We start from the raw sequence: 16,158 nt of genomic DNA, 5'->3' as shown, positions 1-16,158 counted from the left end.
CAACAGGAAAGGATGACCTATGTCCATCACACGCCCCACCGCAGCAGACGTCGCAAAGCTTGCCGCCAGCCTGCATATGACCATGTCTCTGGAAGAGGCGGCCGAATACCAGGCACTGATGGGCGGGATATTCGACGCCTATGACGTGATCGACAATCACCCGAACCCGACGCCGGATGTCAAATATCCCCGCACGCCGGGCTACAGGCCGGGCGGAGACGAAAACAAACTCGGCGCCTGGGCTCGGAAAAGCACCGTGACGGGCGCCAAAGACGGCAAGCTTGCGGGCAGGACAGTCGCTCTCAAGGACAATGTGGCGCTTGCCGGCGTGCCGATGATGAACGGCTCCACAACGCTGGAAGGCTTCATTCCCGCCAGCGACGCCACCATCGTCACGCGCATGCTGGATGCCGGTGCGACCATCGTCGGCAAGGCCACCTGCGAGCATTTCTGCCTCTCCGGCGGCAGCCACACGTCCCATCCCGGCCCCGTCCACAATCCGAACCGTCATGGCTATTCGGCCGGCGGCTCTTCTTCCGGCTCGGCAGCACTGGTCGCGGCCGGCGAAGTCGATATGGCGATCGGCGGCGATCAGGGGGGATCGATCCGCATTCCGTCGGCCTATTGCGGCACCTATGGAATGAAACCCACGCATGGCCTGGTGCCCTATACCGGCGTCATGCCGATCGAAAGCACCATCGATCATACCGGTCCGATTACGTCGAACGTTGCCGACAATGCTCTGCTGCTGGAAGTGCTGGCCGGGGCCGATGGTCTCGATCCGCGCCAGTATGCGCCCAAGGTCGCAGCCTATACGGATTTCCTCGGCAAGGGCGTCAAGGGTCTCAGGATCGGAATCCTGACGGAGGGCTTCTCCTTCCCGAATACGCAGGACGGCGTGGCGCAAAAGGTGCGGGCAGGGGCCGAGCGCTTTGCGGCACTCGGAGCCGAGGTTTCCGAGGTTTCCATACCGGAGTTCCTCACTGCCCTTTGCGCCTGGAACCCGATCACGCTCGAAGGTTTCATGGCGCAGATGCTGCACGGCAACGGCATGGGCTTCAACTGGAAGGGTCTCTATGACGTGGGCCTGCTCGATGCCCATTCGAGCTGGCGGGAGAAGGCCGACGATCTCTCGGTGACGCTGAAGCTCTGCATGCTCGTGGGGCAGTGGGGGCTCAGCCATTATCGCGGCCGCTATTATGCGAAGTCGCACAACATCGTGCTTGAGCTGAAAAAAGCGTTCGACGCCGTATTCGGCTCCTATGACCTCCTGCTGATGCCGACCGTGCCCTGCGTCGCGTCGCCGCTGCCCGGCAAGGATGCATCCATTGCTGAAATCGTTACGCGCGGTTTCGAAATGACGGCAACGACGGCCGCCTTCGACGTGACCGGGCATCCGGCCATGTCGATTCCCTGCGGCCTGTCCGACGGCCTCCCCGTCGGCCTCATGCTGATCGCCAACGATTACTGCGAAGGCACGATCTACCAGGCGGCAAGCGCCTTCGAGGCCGATGGCGACTGGAAGACGTTCTGAGAGCACATCAAAGACTAGAAATCCGGGCGGATCGGTTGGGATATCCGCCCGCTAAAAAGGGGGACTGATGAAATGCCATTTCTGAAACAACGAATGACACTGATGACGGCCATGATGGCTTTCGGTCTGGTAATGGCTTCGCCCGCCAGGGCCGTGGATCTCGATGCACTGGATCTCATTCCGGCTCCGAGCGGAACAAATGCGATCCTGTCCTATTCGACCTTCACGAAGAGGGGCAGCTACGTCACCGGTGACGGACAGAGCATAAAAGACGGTACCGGACTTGACTCCTATGTCGGTATCCTTCGCTACGTTCACTATACCGACATCGGCGGCCTGGCGTTCGCGCCGCAGGTCCTGCTGCCCTATGGCAGTCTGTACAATGGCAGTCTGGGCGGATCGGCACTGGAATCGGCAAGCGGCATTGGTGATCCGATCCTGGCTGCGCCGTTGTGGCTCGTCAACAACAAGGAAAGCGGAACGACGTTCGCCGTCGTTCCCTATCTCTTCGTCCCGCTCGGAACCTATGAGGCTGGCGATTCGCTCAATTTGGGCGAAAACCGCTGGAAATTCGATCTTCAGGTCGGTGGAACGCAGGCGCTCGGTAACGGTTTCACGGTCCAGGCATCGTTCGATACGATGTGGTACGGGCGCAATTCCGATGCCACTTCTGAAGGCGTCGGGAATCTTGAGCAGGACAACACCTATCAAGCACAAATCTGGCTGTCCTACACGCCACCAGCCGACACCAGCTGGAACTTTGCCGTTGGCTACTCGAAATATTGGGGTGGCGAGCAGAGGCTCGACGGTGTCGCAAATGGTACCTTTACCGAGTCCGACCAGGTCAGGCTGCAAGCGGCGAAGTTCCTGACGCCGACATTGCAGCTCCAGGGCCTGTTGCAACGCGATCTGCGTGTCGAAGGTGGGTTCAAGGAGGACGCCCGCGTTTCCATGCGCTTGCTGAAGCTGTTCTAGATCGCAACCAATTACTTGTAATTACGATAAACGATGATACGATTTAATATCATGACAGAGGAGACTGACATGTCGCATAGCCACACAGAACCACCCGCAGACATCGAACTGCGCGTCAAGGCGCTGGAGTCTCTCCTGACGGAAAAGGGTCTGATCGACCCTGCCGCTCTGGATGAACTGGTCGATACATACGAAAACCGCGTCGGACCGCGGAACGGCGCGCTTGTCGTTGCCAAAGCCTGGACCGACCCGGATTATAAAAAACGCCTTCTGGAGGACAGCACGGCTGCAATCGCGGAACTCGGTTTTTCCGGCGTTCAGGGTGAGGATATGGTCGTCGTCGAGAACACTGCCGACGTCCACAACATGACGGTTTGCACGCTGTGCTCGTGCTATCCGTGGCCGACCCTTGGTCTACCCCCGGCCTGGTACAAATCGGCTCCATACCGCTCTCGCGTCGTCATGGATCCGCGCGGCGTGCTGGCCGAGTTTGGCGTCAGCGTACCGGCGGAGAAGGAAATCCGTGTCTGGGATAGCAGCGCCGAAATCCGATACCTCGTGCTTCCGGAACGCCCTGCAGGAACGGACGACTGGAGCGAGGAACGGCTTGTCGAACTCGTCACCCGCGATTCCATGATCGGTACCGGATTTCCGAAGCAGGCGAGTGTGCCAGGCGCCGGCGCCTGACGCCGATCTCGGCAGTGGCCAAAGGGGCAGCACGACTTGTCGTGCTCGTTCCGGCCGCTGCTTCTACAGTCATGTGTCAACGACGATAACAAATGAGGAGAACTGACAATGAACGGGATCCACGATCTTGGCGGCATGCATGGCATGGGGCCGATCGCACCGCCGGCGCAAGAGCCGGTCTTCACGCATGAATGGGAGCGGCGCGCCTTCGCGCTGTTCGTGCCGCTGTTTGGCGCGGGCTGCTTCAACGTCGATGAATTCCGCCATGCCATCGAGCGCATGCCACCGGCCGAATATCTCGAAGGTAGCTATTACGAGCACTGGCTGCATTCTTTCGAGACGCTTCTTTGCGAGAAGGGCTACATGACGGCGGCAGAACTCGATGCCCGGATCGCACAGATGAAGGGAGCCAACTGATGGCCGTTACCAAAGATATGATTCCAATCATCGTGAAGACGGGCGCATCTGCACGTGTCGCGGAAGACATGCCCGCAAGCTTCAAGGTGGGTGACAAGGTTCGCGCCAAGAACATCAACCCGACCACGCATACGCGGCTTCCCCGCTACGTGCGCGGCAAGGTCGGTACGATCCTGATGGATCATGGGGTTTTTGTGACGCCGGACACCGTGGCGCACGGACTGGGGGAACATCCGCAGCACCTCTACAATGTCGTCTTCCATGGCGACGAACTTTGGGGCGGCAATGCATCCGGGAAGGACACGGTGTCCATCGACCTTTGGGACGATTATCTGGAAAAGGTCGGATCATGAACGCGGCCGTCCCTTACGATTTGGTCCATCTTCCCAGCGATGAGGCCGGGCCGGTTTTTGACCGGCCATGGCAGGCGCAAGCCTTTGCTCTCACGGTCGAACTTTACAAGAGCAAGCTATTCACCTGGCCCGAATGGGTCGAGGTCTTCAGCGCGGAAATCAAGGCTTCTCCTGAACTGCCCGGTGAGAGCATCAACGATGCCTATTATCGCCAGTGGATATCCGCACTGGAAAAGATGGTCGCATCCCGCAAGCTCGTAGAGGAAACCGACCTCCGCGACCGCACGCAGGAATGGCGGCAAGCCTATCTGAATACGCCCCATGGCCAGCCGATCCTGCTCATGAATGCCAGCTGCCCTCCAAAGCATGCACATCATCACGACCACCATGATCATCACGATCATCACGATCACCATCATGCAGCAACGCGGCGTCCTGTCGCGATTGCCGCGCCTGTTTCAAATTAAGAGAGAAGGGGAACTCCATGCATATCGAACCAAGCGTCGTCGACGACGCTAAAATCGTGCTTAGTTACGTCACGGCGCTGGGTGCGTTCGGTGGCGCGGCCAAGATGTCTTACGACACTGTCCGAGTGAGCGGTGCCGTGCCTTATGCGATGAGAAGTGCAATCGCGACGGCGCTCGTCTTTTTCTTCTTCGAAGTGCTGCCGCACCATCCGGTCGGGGTGTCGGAAGTCCATCTTATCCTTGGGTCGACACTTCTGCTTTTGTTTGGCGCGGGGCCGGCGGCCGTGGGACTTTCTCTCGGGCTGCTGCTGCAGGGAATTTTCTTTGCGCCATTCGACCTGCCGCAATACGGCATGAACGTGACGACCCTTCTGGTTCCGCTCTTTGCGATCAACCAGATAGCCAAGCGCCTCATCCCTCAGGAAACGCCTTATGTCGAGGTGACCTATAGGCAGACGCTTGCGCTTTCATCGGCATATCAAGGCGGTATTGTTCTGTGGGTCGCCTTCTGGGCCTTGTATGGACAGGGCTTTACGGCAGCCAACCTCGCCAACGTGACCATGTTTGGTGCCGCATATATGAGCGTCGTGGTCGTGGAGCCGTTGCTTGACCTTGCGGTTCTGGCAATGGCAAAATCCCTGCGCAAGTTCACTGAAGGCCCGGCGTTCGTCAGTCGCCTGCATAGTGCAGCCTAGTTGGCTTTTGCGATCAGAGCCCTTCCCGCTAATCGGGAGGGGCTTACCAGGCTAGGATGGATCTGGTGCTGCTTATTGGCAACATCGTATCGCGGCGGTGGCGGGTCGCTTGCATCTTATCCAAGCGTACGGCTTGGTGCCTGAAAAATAGGCGCGCATGCCAATTTATAAGCTTGTAAGTCCGACCATTGAGCCTTATATATCTGAGAATACCATGATTATGAATTAATGACGATTGGATCGTTGCCGTGCCGAGCAAACCCACAATGCAGGATCAGCTTGCTTACCTGATCGCAAGCATTAATCGTCAGCTTGAAGAAGAGATGAGCGATATTCTGAAGCCGCAGGGTGTGGTGATCGAGCATTTCCGGATATTGACGGCTTTGGCCGCGTCCGATGGTCGCCCAATGGGTGATCTTGCCAGTGCCGTGCTGATCGATCCGGCGTCACTGACGAAAGTGATTGACCGCATGGTGGTCGAGGCACTCGTCTTTCGCGCGCCCGCTCCGAACGACCGGCGGAAAGTCCTGATATGCATGGCCAGCAAGGGCAAAGCCCTCTATGAGCGGCTGAAAATTCTCCATGATGCGCAACAGCATAACCTTGTGAGCCGTCTGTCGGAGCGAAAAGCCGACCAGCTTGCCGATATTTTGCGCGGCCTTATGAACTGACAAGCCCCGGCGGTCCAGGGCCGGATAAGGGAAACGCGCGAAATCTCCAGCGCTTGTGCTATTCTGGGTCGCAGTAAAATTCTCTGGCTTTTTGTGGTATCGTGCGCCGCCAAAACCACTTCGCTTCGCCTGGAATTGCTCCAACTCTAGCTGGTGATGATTCGGAAATCGAAACCATCCACGGCGGCGATGTGAACCTTATGTCTGTTCCCTGTGGCCACTTCCGGCTCCATACCCCGGGCGGTTCGCGACTGACTTGAGCGTCCCACCTTACTCACGAGATCCAAGGATTGAATGCTGCCGGCGGCCTGCGCAAGGCTGCCCAGGCAGTGGACGCCCTCATAGAGCGATTCCCCAAACGCATTGGGCGGTGCCGGGCATGCGCCGAAATACTGGTGATACTTCTCCAGAAAGGCATCGTTGTTGCGTGAACGCACACCTGAAAAATAAGCCGACGACACATAAAGATTCTCGGTGTGATCATCCCCGATACCATACAGCACGGTTTCATCGATGGACGTACTGAAGCGCAGAATTCTGCTAGCAAGCCCTGATTCGGCGAATGCCCGGTTGAAAACCACCGCTTCGTGCCCCAATAGCCATGACATCACCACATGCGGACGTGTTTGCCGGATTTGCGACAGAATGAAGTCCTGATCTTCGAGGCCGAATGGCACTTCGGTCTCTCCCACAACCCGCCCGCCGCCGCGGGAAATCAGACGCCGCGCCTGCGCCATGGAGCGCTGCGGCCAGATATAGTTATTGCCCAGCAGGAAAAACCGAGACGCGTTTTTTTGCTGGACCAGCCATTCCACGCCCGGGTTCAGGAGTTCGGCTGCCGTTTCTCCGATGGTGATGATGCCGGGGTGATGCTCGTCGCCTTCGAACTGTGGTGTGTAGACGAATGGAATACGCCCTTGTAACGCATGGCGGACCGGCTGCCGGGCCGAACTTGGCACCATGGCGACGACGGCTTCCACCAGATCGAGACTGGCAGAGCTGGACGCCGCCTCAGCCGCGCTGCGGTCTGTGGAGCCGGCATCACGGATGACGAGTTCGATGTCCCGGCCGAGAAGACCACCTGCCGCATTGATCTCCGACGCTGCAAGAATGGCGCTGGCTTCACACGACGGCGCCCAGATCCCGGCCGGTCCACTGCGCGGGATGAGAACACCGATCTTTAGAGTTTTACGCGCCATCGTTGCCACAGCCTCAATTTCGTGCAAAATTAACAGATCTAAGACGCTTGTACATTGCTAAACTGAGCGATGCTTCAAGCGACATCATTGTCGTCGGATCTGTTCTTGATGGATTGGCGAAAGGCCGCGGGTGTCATGCCGGACCATTTCACGAAGGCACGGTAAAAAGCGCTTGCTTCCGCATAGCCCAGTCGGGCTGCGGTCTCCGCCACGTTTAGCTGCTGTTTGCCCATCAGGACGCGCGCCTGCTCGTAGCGAATTTCGTCGCGAATAGTGACGAAACTCTGCCCCTCGCTCTTCAGTCTGCGGCGCAAGGTTGCGGGAGACAGCTTCAACTCGCGGGCAAGGACATCGAAGTCCGGCCAATCCGCCGGGTCTGTCATTTTGAAACGGTTTCGCAAGCGGGCGGACATGCCCTGATCGTGACGATAGCGCAGCAGGATATTCGCAGGAGCGCCGCGCAGAAAGTTTTTTAATGATTTCTCATCTCGGATTGTCGGTAGCGTCAGATAGCTTGCATTGAAGACCAGCCGGCCGTGCGAAGTGCCGAAATGCACCGGCGCGCCGAAAAACTGCAGATAGTCGCGACGGTTTGTCGGCGCCGGGCAGGCAAAATCCACGCGCCGCAGAGGGATGCGTCGTCCGATCAGCCAGCAGAGAATGCCGAGCAGCAGCAGCCAGTAGGTCCGATAAGCAAAGGCGGGGCGGGGCGCATCGGCACTGGTCAGAACGATTTCCGCTTGCCCGTCTTGTTGGCGAAGCTCGCCGGTCGGGCTGTCGAGCACGACGTTGAGAAAGGACAGGGCCCGGCGCAGGGCCCGCTCCAGGGTGCCGGCATGCAGGCAGGCGTAGCACATGAGCTTGAAGCTGCCGGGACGCATCGGCCGTGCGCCAAGGCCAAAGAATTCGTCCCTCGACAGAGCCGCGATTTCGAGCCAGAGCATGCCATATTGCTCGTTCGAGACATAGTCCGCGGCATCCTGTGAAATATTCGCGCGGGCCAACACGCCTGCTGGATCGATGTTTTCGCGCCGCAGGCAGTCAAGAGCATCCTCGACAAAGCCCGGCGATATCATGCGGCGTTCGCTCACGGTGCTGTCCATCATTGTATTTTCGATCACTTATCATGTTGACGTTTGTCATTGTTTGCAAGGATAAATTTGATAGATTTTACAAGCACCCGGAGGAGACGCTTTGAGCGCGGGTTGATGAGGAGATAATCATGCTGCAGCTAAATGAAGGTGCGACAAAGTCCAGCTATGCGGTCGAAAAATCCGCGTTTCAGCTCAAGGAAGCGGTGGGGCTTCTCGCCGGCGATCTGGAAAATGGCATCAACGCCTGCGTGGAATGTTGCGACAGGCATGTCGGCAGCGGCAAGCTTGCCCTTCGCTGCCTGTCCGCCGATGGCGCGTTGCGCGAATATACATTCGAACATCTGCGAGACATGTCCGCACGCGCGGCGAATTTTTTCGTGTCCCAGGGGGTCAGGCAAGGCGATGTGGTCGCCGGCATGCTGCCGCGGGCCGTCGAGCTGGTCGCGGCCATCCTGGGTGCCTGGCGGTTGGGCGCAGTCTATCAGCCGCTTTTCACGGCTTTCGGGCCAAAGGCAATCGAGCATCGTTTGAAGATGAGCAACGCCCGGTTGGTTGTCACCAATACGGTCAACGAGTCGAAGTTCGCCGAGGTGTCGGACCGTCCGATGCTGGCCGTCGTGCGCAACGCCAATGAGCCTCTCAACGACGGCACCATCGATTTCTGTGAGGCGCTTGCAGCGTCCAGCCCGGACTTCGAGCCGGTGATGGGCAAGGGCGACGACCTCTTCATGATGATGTCGACGTCGGGCACAACGGGGCTTCCCAAGGGTGTTCCGGTTCCGATGCGCGCCCTTGTCTCCTTCTCCGCCTATATGCGCTATGCCATCGATCTGCGCGAGGACGATGTCTTCTGGAACATTGCCGATCCGGGCTGGGCCTACGGGTTGTATTACGCGGTGACCGGACCCTTAATGCTGGGCTGCGCAACAGTGTTGTACGAGGGCAGCTTTACCGCAGAAAGCACCTATCGCATCATCGACCGACTGGGTGTCACCAGCCTTGCGGGATCGCCCACGGCGTACCGGCTGCTGATTGCTGCGGGTGACGAGGCGGCGGCTGGCACCAAAGGGCGGCTGCGTGTCGTCAGCAGCGCCGGCGAACCGCTGAACCCGGAAATCCTGCGCTGGTTCGAAACCCATCTGGCCGCACCCATCTACGATCACTATGGTCAGACGGAAACCGGCATGGTGGTCAACAATCATCATGGGCTGGTCCATGATGTGCGGGCCGGTTCGGCGGGTTTCGCCATGCCGGGCTATCGGGTTGCCGTGCTCGATGACGACGGCCGCGAGCTTAGTCCCAACAAGCCAGGCGTGCTGGCCGTTGATATCGCCAATTCGCCGCTCATGTGGTTCAGAGGTTATTTCCAACAGGAAACGCCGGCAATCGCCGGGGGCTTTTATCGAACCGGCGATACAGTCGAGGCCGAGCCAGATGGTTCCATCAGTTTCATCGGTCGGGAAGACGATCTGATTACATCGTCCGGCTATCGGATCGGTCCCTTCGATGTCGAAAGCGCCCTGATCGAGCATGCCGCCGTGATCGAGGCAGCGGTGATCGGCGTGCCGGATCCGGAGCGAACGGAAATCGTCAAGGCCTTTATCGTGTTGGCGAAGGGGGTAGAGGGCACGCCCGTTCTGGCCGAGGAACTCGCGCAGCATGTCAAGAGACGATTGTCGGCCCATGCCTATCCACGGCTCGTGGATTTCGTAGGCGAGCTGCCGAAAACGCCGAGCGGCAAGATACAGCGGTTTTTGCTGCGCAAGGCGGAGGTCGAGAAACTGAACGCGGCTCAGAAGCAGGATCACTCGGCATGAAGCTTGAAAACAGCGTATTTCTGATTAGCGGTGCGGGTTCCGGTCTGGGTGCTGCTGTCGCCAAAATGGCGGTAGAAGCGGGCGCGCGGGCTGTGCTGCTGGATGTCAACGTGGACCGTGGCGCGGCGCTTGCCGCGGAACTAGGCGATGGCGTCCGCTTCGTGCGCACCGATGTCACCAGCGCCGAGGACGGAGCCGGAGCTGTACGGACCGCCATCGACACCTTCGGCCGCGTCGATGTGCTGGTCAACTGCGCCGGCGTGTGCCCAGGTGAAAAGATCGTCGGGCGTGAAGGGCCGCACGATTTGGACAGCTTCGCACGAACGGTGGCGATCAACCTTGTCGGCACCTTCAACATGCTGCGCCTGGCGGCGGATGCGATGGCAAAACAGCCGCCCGGCGATAGCGGGGAGCGTGGCGTCATCGTCAGCACGGCATCCGTTGCTGCGTTCGAGGGACAGATCGGGCAGAGCGGCTATGCCGCCTCAAAGGGTGGCGTCGCGTCGCTGACATTGCCGGCAGCGCGCGAACTGGCTCGGCATGCGATCCGTGTCATGGCGATCGCACCCGGAATTTTCGAGACGCCAATGATGAGCGGGTTGCCGCAGGAAGTGCAGGATGCACTCGGCGCTTCCGTTCCCTTTCCGCAGCGTCTCGGTCGGCCCGCAGAATATGCCGCACTGGTGCGCCATATTGTCGAAAACCCGATGCTGAACGGTGAGGTCATCCGTCTCGACGGTGCACTCAGAATGCCGCCGCGCTGAAGCAATGCAAAAGCAGGAGACAGACAGATGAATGAACGAGATCCCATCGTGATCGTCGGCGCAGCGCGCACCCCCATGGGTGGCTTCCAGGGCGATTTTGCCGATATTCCTGCAACCTTGCTCGGTGCGGCAGCCATCGATGGTGCGCTGTCGCGAGCCGGGTTGGCAAAAGAGGCAGTCGAAGAGATCCTCATGGGTTGCGTGCTGTCGGCAGGGCAGGGGCAGGCACCGGCACGTCAGGCGGCAATTGCCGCCGGTTTGCCGCTGGCGGCCGGTGCCACCACGCTCAACAAGATGTGCGGTTCCGGCATGAAGGCGGTGATGCTGGCGCATGACCTGATCGCTGCCGGCTCGGCGGATGTCGCCGTCGCTGGTGGCATGGAGAGCATGTCCAGCGCGCCTTATCTTTTACCCAAGGCACGGACCGGACATCGGATGGGTCATGGGCAGGTCCTCGACCACATGTTTCTCGACGGGCTGGAGGACGCCTATGACAAGGGTCGCCTTATGGGCACCTTCGCCGAGGATTGCGCTGAGGCCTACCAATTCACCCGGGAAGCGCAGGATGCCTATGCGCTGGCCTCCCTGGAACGCGCCAGAACGGCGATTGCCGACGGCCGGTTTGCGGCTGAAATCGCGCCGGTGACGCTTGCCACGGGCAAAGTTCAGACTGTCGTTTCCATCGATGAGCAGCCGGGCAAGGCGCAGCCGGAAAAAATCCCCAGGCTGCGGCCTGCATTTCGCGAGGGTGGTACCGTCACTGCGGCCAACGCTTCTTCCATTTCGGACGGGGCCGCCGCCCTGGTGCTGATGCGTGCATCCGAGGCGGAACGGCGTGGGCTGAGGCCGAAGGCGCGCATTTCCGGCCATGCAACCTATGCCAACGAACCGTCGCTTTTTGCCACGGCCCCTATCGGGGCGCTACGTCGGCTGTCGCAACGAACGGGCTGGGCGCTGGCGGATGTCGACCTGTTCGAGATCAACGAGGCCTTTGCGGTGGTCGCCATGGCCGCCATGCGCGACCTCGACCTGCCGCATGACAAGGTCAACCCGAATGGCGGTGCCTGCGCGCTGGGCCATCCGATCGGGGCCTCAGGCGCCCGTGTGATCGTTACCCTGCTGGCGGCGCTGGAAGAACACCGTCTTGATCGCGGCATGGCCTCGGTCTGCATCGGCGGCGGAGAAGCGACCGCGATCGCTATCGAGAGGATCAACTGATGCTGCTGGATGACCTTCAGGAACAGATCCGCGATACCGTCCGCGACTTTGCCACCAATCGCCTTGCTCCCGGTGCCGCAGCGCGGGATCGCAACAGTGCTTTTCCGCGCGCTGAGTTGACGGAACTGGGCGAGCTTGGCTTTCTCGGCATGCTCGTTACGGAGGAGTATGGCGGCTCGGAAACGGGAACGGTCGCCTATGCGCTGGCGCTGGAAGAAATCGCCGCCGCAGACGGCGCATGCTCGACGATCGTATCGGTCCATTCCTCCGTCGGCTGCGTGCCCATCCTGCGCTTCGGGACGGAAGATCAGAAGGCCCGCTTTCTGCCCAAAATGGCTTCCGGCGAGTGGATCGGCGGTTTCGCCTTAACGGAGGCCCAGGCGGGGTCTGATGCGTCCGCCCTGCGCACGCGTGCCCGCCTGGATGGCGATCACTACATCATCGACGGATCAAAACAGTTCATCACCTCAGGCAAGAACGGCAAGGTGATCATCGTTTTCGCCGTCACCGATCCGGAGGCGGGCAAGAAGGGCATATCGGCCTTCATCGTCCCCACCGAGACGCCGGGTTATAATGTTGTATCCGTTGAACATAAGCTGGGCCTGCACGGGTCCGATACATGCGCCCTCGCGTTTGACGGCATGCGCATCCCGGTGGAAAACCGGCTAGGAGCCGAAGGCGAAGGCTACAGGATCGCGCTGGCCAATCTTGAGGGCGGGCGTATCGGCATCGCCTCGCAGGCCGTGGGCATGGCGCGGGCGGCGTTCGAGGCTGCAACGGCCTATGCCAAGGAACGAAAAAGCTTCGGCAAGGCGATCATCGAACATCAGGCCGTGGGGTTCAGTCTCGCCGACATGGCAACGCAGATCGAGGCGGCGCGCCAGCTGGTGCTGCATGCCGCGAGCCTGCGCGATGCGGGAAGGCCGTGTCTGACGGAAGCCTCCATGGCCAAGCTGTTTGCCTCGGAGATGGCGGAGAAGGTTTGCTCCGCAGCCATCCAGGTGCATGGTGGCTACGGCTATCTGGCCGACTATCCGGTCGAGCGAATCTACCGCGACGTGCGTATTTGCCAGATCTACGAGGGCACCAGCGAGGTGCAGCGCCTCGTCATCGCCCGTCAGCTCTAGGAGAAGGCCATGCCAGACACGATAGAAATCAGCAGGGAAGGCCGCGTTGCGCTGATCCGGCTTAACCGTCCGGCGCAGCTCAATGCGTTGAATTCGCAGCTCGCAACGGAGATGGTTGCGGCCGTCGAAGTACTCGATGCCGACAAGGACGTCGGCGCCCTGGTGATCACGGGCTCGGATCGTGCCTTCGCGGCTGGCGCCGATATCGCCGAAATGGTCGGCAAAAGCGCCGAGCAGATGATCGAGGAGGATTTCTTCGCGATCTGGGATCGTTTCGCAGGCAATCGACTGCCGAAGATCGCCGCCGTTAACGGCTATGCGCTTGGCGGTGGTTGCGAACTGATGATGATGTGCGATTTCGCCATTGCGGGCGAAAGCGCGAAATTCGGACAACCCGAGGTCAAGCTCGGCGTGATCGCAGGCATGGGCGGCACCCAGCGCATGACCAAGCAGATCGGTCGGGCCTTGTCCATGGACCTGCACCTGACAGGGCGGATGATGGGAGCGGATGAGGCGTTGCGCGCCGGCCTCGTGGCCCGTGTCGTGCCCGATGCCGAGGTGGTGACGTCCGCAATGGCGGCTGCGACACAGATCGCCGGCTATTCACGTTCCGCGACACGTCTGGCACGGGAATCCGTGATGAAGGCGGAGGAGTTGTCCCTGCGTGAAGGCATTCTGTACGAGCGCGCCGTGTTCCACCGTCTGTTCGGCACCCATGACCAACGCGAAGGCATGGCTGCCTTCATCGAGAAACGCCCGCCAGATTTTCAAAGGGAACGATAGGATGCCGTGGGATTTTCCAGAGGACGTCATGGCGAGCGATACGGTCCTGACCGGGGTCGACGGCGCATTGGGGCGCATTCATCTCAACCGTCCGGAGGCCCTGAACAGCCTCGACCTGGATATGGTCCGCAAGATCGCCTGGGAAATCGAAGCGCTGGAGAGCAATCCCTCCGTTCGCGTGATTGCGCTGACGGGCGAGGGGCGGGCGCTATGCGCGGGCGGCGACATCAAGATGATCTGGCAGACAGGGCGAACCGCGCCGGAGGAAGCTCTCGCTTTCTGGGCGGAGGAATACCGCCTGAACGCCCGGATCAGCCATATGCGGAAGCCCTGGCTCGCATTGATGGACGGCATCTGCATGGGCGGCGGCGTTGGCCTGTCTGTTCATGGCAGTCATCGCGTGGTGACGGAGCGGACAAGGTTTGCGATGCCGGAAACCGGTATCGGTTATTTTCCCGATGTCGGCGGTACCTGGGTATTGGCGCGTGCGCCGCAACACCTTGGATTCTGGATCGGGCTCACCGGTGCCAGCATTGGCGCCGCCGACACGATTGCTGCCGGTCTTGCCGATGTCATGGTTCCGTCTGATGTCCTTCCGGCACTGTTGTCCGATATTGCATCAGGCCGGAGCGTCGATACTGCCATCGCCGCCCATAGGGTCGATCCCGGCGTGTCAACGCTGAAAGAGAATGCCGCGCTGATCGACAGCGTGTTCGCCATGCGGGACATGGCCGGGGTTTTCAAAGCCCTACGTGCCGTTGGATCGGATTTTGCAGCAATGACAGTTGCGCATCTCGAGGGGAAATCTCCGACCAGCCTCGTATTGACGCTGCATCTGCTGCGCGAGGCACAGAGGTCGGCGTCACTCGAAGCCTGCCTCGATCGCGAATATGCCGCCGATGCGGCGATCCTTCACGGTCATGATTTCTACGAGGGGGTAAGAGCTGCGGTCATCGACAAGGATCGCAATCCCGCATGGTCGCCTGCGCGGCTGGAAGAGGTCGATCAGCAGGCGCTTCTCGCCGCGATCAAGCCTCTCCCCTCGCTGTTTCCAATAGCATTGTCGGAAAACCTCCGACGGAAGGAGAATTGATATGGTCCGATCGATCGCCTTTATAGGTCTGGGAAACATGGGTGCGCCTATGGCGGGTAACCTCGTCAAGGCCGGTTACACCGTGACCGGCTTCGATGTCGCACCAGCCGCGCGGCAAAATGCAACCGACCGCGGGGTGCTGATCGCCGATTCCATCGAAGCGGCGGCCGATGGGGTGGATGCCGTCATTACCATGCTGCCGAATGCCGCACTGGTGCTGGAGGTCTGGATACGGCTCGCCGCCATCGTTCGGCCGGGAACCCTGGTCATCGACAGTTCGACGATCGATGTCGAAGGCGCGCGCGCTGCGCACAGGCTGCTGCCCGGTTGCGTGACTGTAGATGCGCCGGTCTCCGGTGGAACGGGCGGCGCTGAAGCCGGAACGCTGAGCTTCATGCTGGGCGGCGACATCGGCGCGATCGACGCTGCGCGTCCGGTTCTTGAACCCATGGGCGGCCGTATCATTCCCTGCGGAACGGCGGGTGCAGGTCAGGCGGCAAAGCTCTGCAACAATATGCTGCTCGGTATTTCGATGATCGGTGCGGCCGAAGCGTTCGTGCTGGGCGAAAAGCTTGGTCTGGAACATCAGGCCCTGTTCGACGTCCTGTCGACCTCGTCGGGCCAATGCTGGTCGGTCAACAGCTATTGCCCGGTCCCGGGTCCTGTTTCAACCTCACCGGCAAATCGCGACTATGTGCCGGGCTTTGCCAGTGCTCTGATGCTCAAGGACCTTCGTCTTGCAAGCCAAGCGGCTACCGACTGCACGGCGGCAACCCCGCTGGGTGCGCACGCCAGACGGCTTTACGAGGACTTTGTAGTGTCCGGGGAGGGGCACAGGGATTTTTCGGCCATCATCGCGTTCTTGAGAGATTATCACGCAATGCATGGCGAGCAGACAGCGTGATGGCCCAAGCGCATAGTTCCTCCTTGCGTGAAAGCATGGAATTCGACGTGGTGATCGTCGGTGCCGGGCCGGCTGGTCTCTCGGCGGCCATTCGCCTGAAGCAGGTCAATCCGGAGCTCACCGTCGTCGTTCTCGAAAAGGGCGCTGAAGTCGGCGCCCATATCCTGTCCGGCGCCGTGGTCGATCCGATCGGTGTCGACAAGCTGATCCCCGGCTGGCGCGACGAGGCCGATCATCCCTTCAAGACGGAAGTCACCGACGACCAGTTCCTCTTTCTCGGCCCGGCCGGCTCGCTGCGCCTGCCGAATGTCCTGATGCCGCCGCTGATGAGCAACCACGGCAATTACATCGTTTCGCTCG

The 16,158-nt window shown here is 60.3% G+C and carries 18 protein-coding genes; 16 read left to right on the top strand and 2 right to left on the bottom strand.

The genetic code is table 11. The features are described from left to right. Positions 1-19: 19 nt before the first annotated feature. The 8 genes from HGO38_RS29455 (at position 20) to HGO38_RS29420 (ending at position 5,799) form a co-directional block, all read left to right on the top strand. Positions 20-1,534 (top strand): amidase, encoded by a 1,515-nt coding sequence (locus HGO38_RS29455; protein WP_250959353.1) that lies wholly within the window; start codon positions 20-22, stop codon positions 1,532-1,534. A gap of 93 nt (positions 1,535-1,627) precedes the next feature. Continuing rightward, the gene (locus HGO38_RS29450; RefSeq protein ID WP_250959352.1) at positions 1,628-2,509 is read left to right on the top strand and encodes a transporter; all 882 of its coding nucleotides are present in this window, start codon (positions 1,628-1,630) and stop codon (positions 2,507-2,509) included. A gap of 69 nt (positions 2,510-2,578) precedes the next feature. Continuing rightward, positions 2,579-3,196, top strand: coding sequence for a nitrile hydratase subunit alpha (gene nthA, locus HGO38_RS29445; RefSeq protein ID WP_250959351.1), 618 nt, complete (start codon positions 2,579-2,581; stop codon positions 3,194-3,196). Between the two features lie 108 nt (positions 3,197-3,304). Further along, the gene (locus tag HGO38_RS29440; RefSeq protein WP_250959350.1) at positions 3,305-3,613 is read left to right on the top strand and encodes an SH3-like domain-containing protein; all 309 of its coding nucleotides are present in this window, start codon (positions 3,305-3,307) and stop codon (positions 3,611-3,613) included. After that, the gene (locus tag HGO38_RS29435; RefSeq protein ID WP_250959349.1) at positions 3,613-3,966 is read left to right on the top strand and encodes an SH3-like domain-containing protein; all 354 of its coding nucleotides are present in this window, start codon (positions 3,613-3,615) and stop codon (positions 3,964-3,966) included. The genes HGO38_RS29440 and HGO38_RS29435 overlap by 1 nt, the downstream gene beginning before the upstream one ends. Beyond that, positions 3,963-4,433 (top strand): nitrile hydratase accessory protein, encoded by a 471-nt coding sequence (locus tag HGO38_RS29430; RefSeq protein WP_250959348.1) that lies wholly within the window; start codon positions 3,963-3,965, stop codon positions 4,431-4,433. The genes HGO38_RS29435 and HGO38_RS29430 overlap by 4 nt, the downstream gene beginning before the upstream one ends. 17 nt (positions 4,434-4,450) lie before the next feature. Continuing rightward, positions 4,451-5,128, top strand: a complete 678-nt coding sequence (locus HGO38_RS29425) for an energy-coupling factor ABC transporter permease (protein ID WP_250959347.1) — start codon at positions 4,451-4,453, stop codon at positions 5,126-5,128. A gap of 266 nt (positions 5,129-5,394) precedes the next feature. Next, positions 5,395-5,799 carry a MarR family winged helix-turn-helix transcriptional regulator gene (locus tag HGO38_RS29420; protein WP_250959346.1) on the top strand — a complete coding sequence of 135 codons (405 nt, stop codon included), beginning with the start codon at positions 5,395-5,397 and terminating at the stop codon, positions 5,797-5,799. 146 nt (positions 5,800-5,945) lie between these two features. Here HGO38_RS29420 and HGO38_RS29415 read toward each other — a convergent pair whose 3' ends face one another. Together HGO38_RS29415 and HGO38_RS29410 are read right to left on the bottom strand one after the other, a co-directional pair. After that, on the bottom strand, positions 5,946-6,998 hold the full coding sequence (locus tag HGO38_RS29415; protein ID WP_250959345.1) for a substrate-binding domain-containing protein: 1,053 nt from the start codon (positions 6,996-6,998) through the stop codon (positions 5,946-5,948). Positions 6,999-7,072: 74 nt separating this feature from the next. Next, a complete protein-coding gene (locus HGO38_RS29410; protein ID WP_502941664.1) occupies positions 7,073-8,101 on the bottom strand; it encodes an AraC family transcriptional regulator in 1,029 nt (342 codons plus the stop codon). Between the two features lie 119 nt (positions 8,102-8,220). Between HGO38_RS29410 and HGO38_RS29405 the strand changes: the two genes are divergently transcribed. From HGO38_RS29405 to HGO38_RS29370, 8 genes are all read left to right on the top strand, one after another. Then, a complete protein-coding gene (locus HGO38_RS29405) occupies positions 8,221-9,909 on the top strand; it encodes an acyl-CoA synthetase (RefSeq protein WP_250959343.1) in 1,689 nt (562 codons plus the stop codon). After that, entirely contained in the window at positions 9,906-10,673 is a 768-nt protein-coding gene (locus tag HGO38_RS29400) for a 3-hydroxyacyl-CoA dehydrogenase (protein ID WP_250959342.1), read from the top strand. The genes HGO38_RS29405 and HGO38_RS29400 overlap by 4 nt, the downstream gene beginning before the upstream one ends. A gap of 27 nt (positions 10,674-10,700) precedes the next feature. After that, entirely contained in the window at positions 10,701-11,891 is a 1,191-nt protein-coding gene (locus tag HGO38_RS29395; RefSeq protein WP_250959341.1) for an acetyl-CoA C-acyltransferase, read from the top strand. Continuing rightward, positions 11,891-13,018, top strand: a complete 1,128-nt coding sequence (locus HGO38_RS29390) for an acyl-CoA dehydrogenase family protein (RefSeq protein ID WP_250959340.1) — start codon at positions 11,891-11,893, stop codon at positions 13,016-13,018. The genes HGO38_RS29395 and HGO38_RS29390 overlap by 1 nt, the downstream gene beginning before the upstream one ends. A 9-nt stretch (positions 13,019-13,027) precedes the next feature. Next, the gene (locus tag HGO38_RS29385; protein ID WP_250959339.1) at positions 13,028-13,801 is read left to right on the top strand and encodes an enoyl-CoA hydratase-related protein; all 774 of its coding nucleotides are present in this window, start codon (positions 13,028-13,030) and stop codon (positions 13,799-13,801) included. Between the two features lie 28 nt (positions 13,802-13,829). Continuing rightward, on the top strand, positions 13,830-14,894 hold the full coding sequence (locus tag HGO38_RS29380) for an enoyl-CoA hydratase/isomerase family protein (protein ID WP_250959338.1): 1,065 nt from the start codon (positions 13,830-13,832) through the stop codon (positions 14,892-14,894). Position 14,895: 1 nt separating this feature from the next. Continuing rightward, a complete protein-coding gene (mmsB, locus tag HGO38_RS29375; protein ID WP_250959337.1) occupies positions 14,896-15,798 on the top strand; it encodes a 3-hydroxyisobutyrate dehydrogenase in 903 nt (300 codons plus the stop codon). Continuing rightward, the coding region (locus HGO38_RS29370) for an NAD(P)/FAD-dependent oxidoreductase (RefSeq protein ID WP_250959336.1) at positions 15,798-16,158 on the top strand (361 nt) is incomplete at its 3' end. The genes mmsB and HGO38_RS29370, both read left to right, overlap by 1 nt.

Source organism: Rhizobium sp. CG5 (assembly GCF_023701945.1).
GTDB lineage: Bacteria > Pseudomonadota > Alphaproteobacteria > Rhizobiales > Rhizobiaceae > Allorhizobium.
The sequence above is the reverse complement of the archived record's forward strand: the minus strand, read 5'-3'. Positions and strand labels throughout refer to the sequence as shown.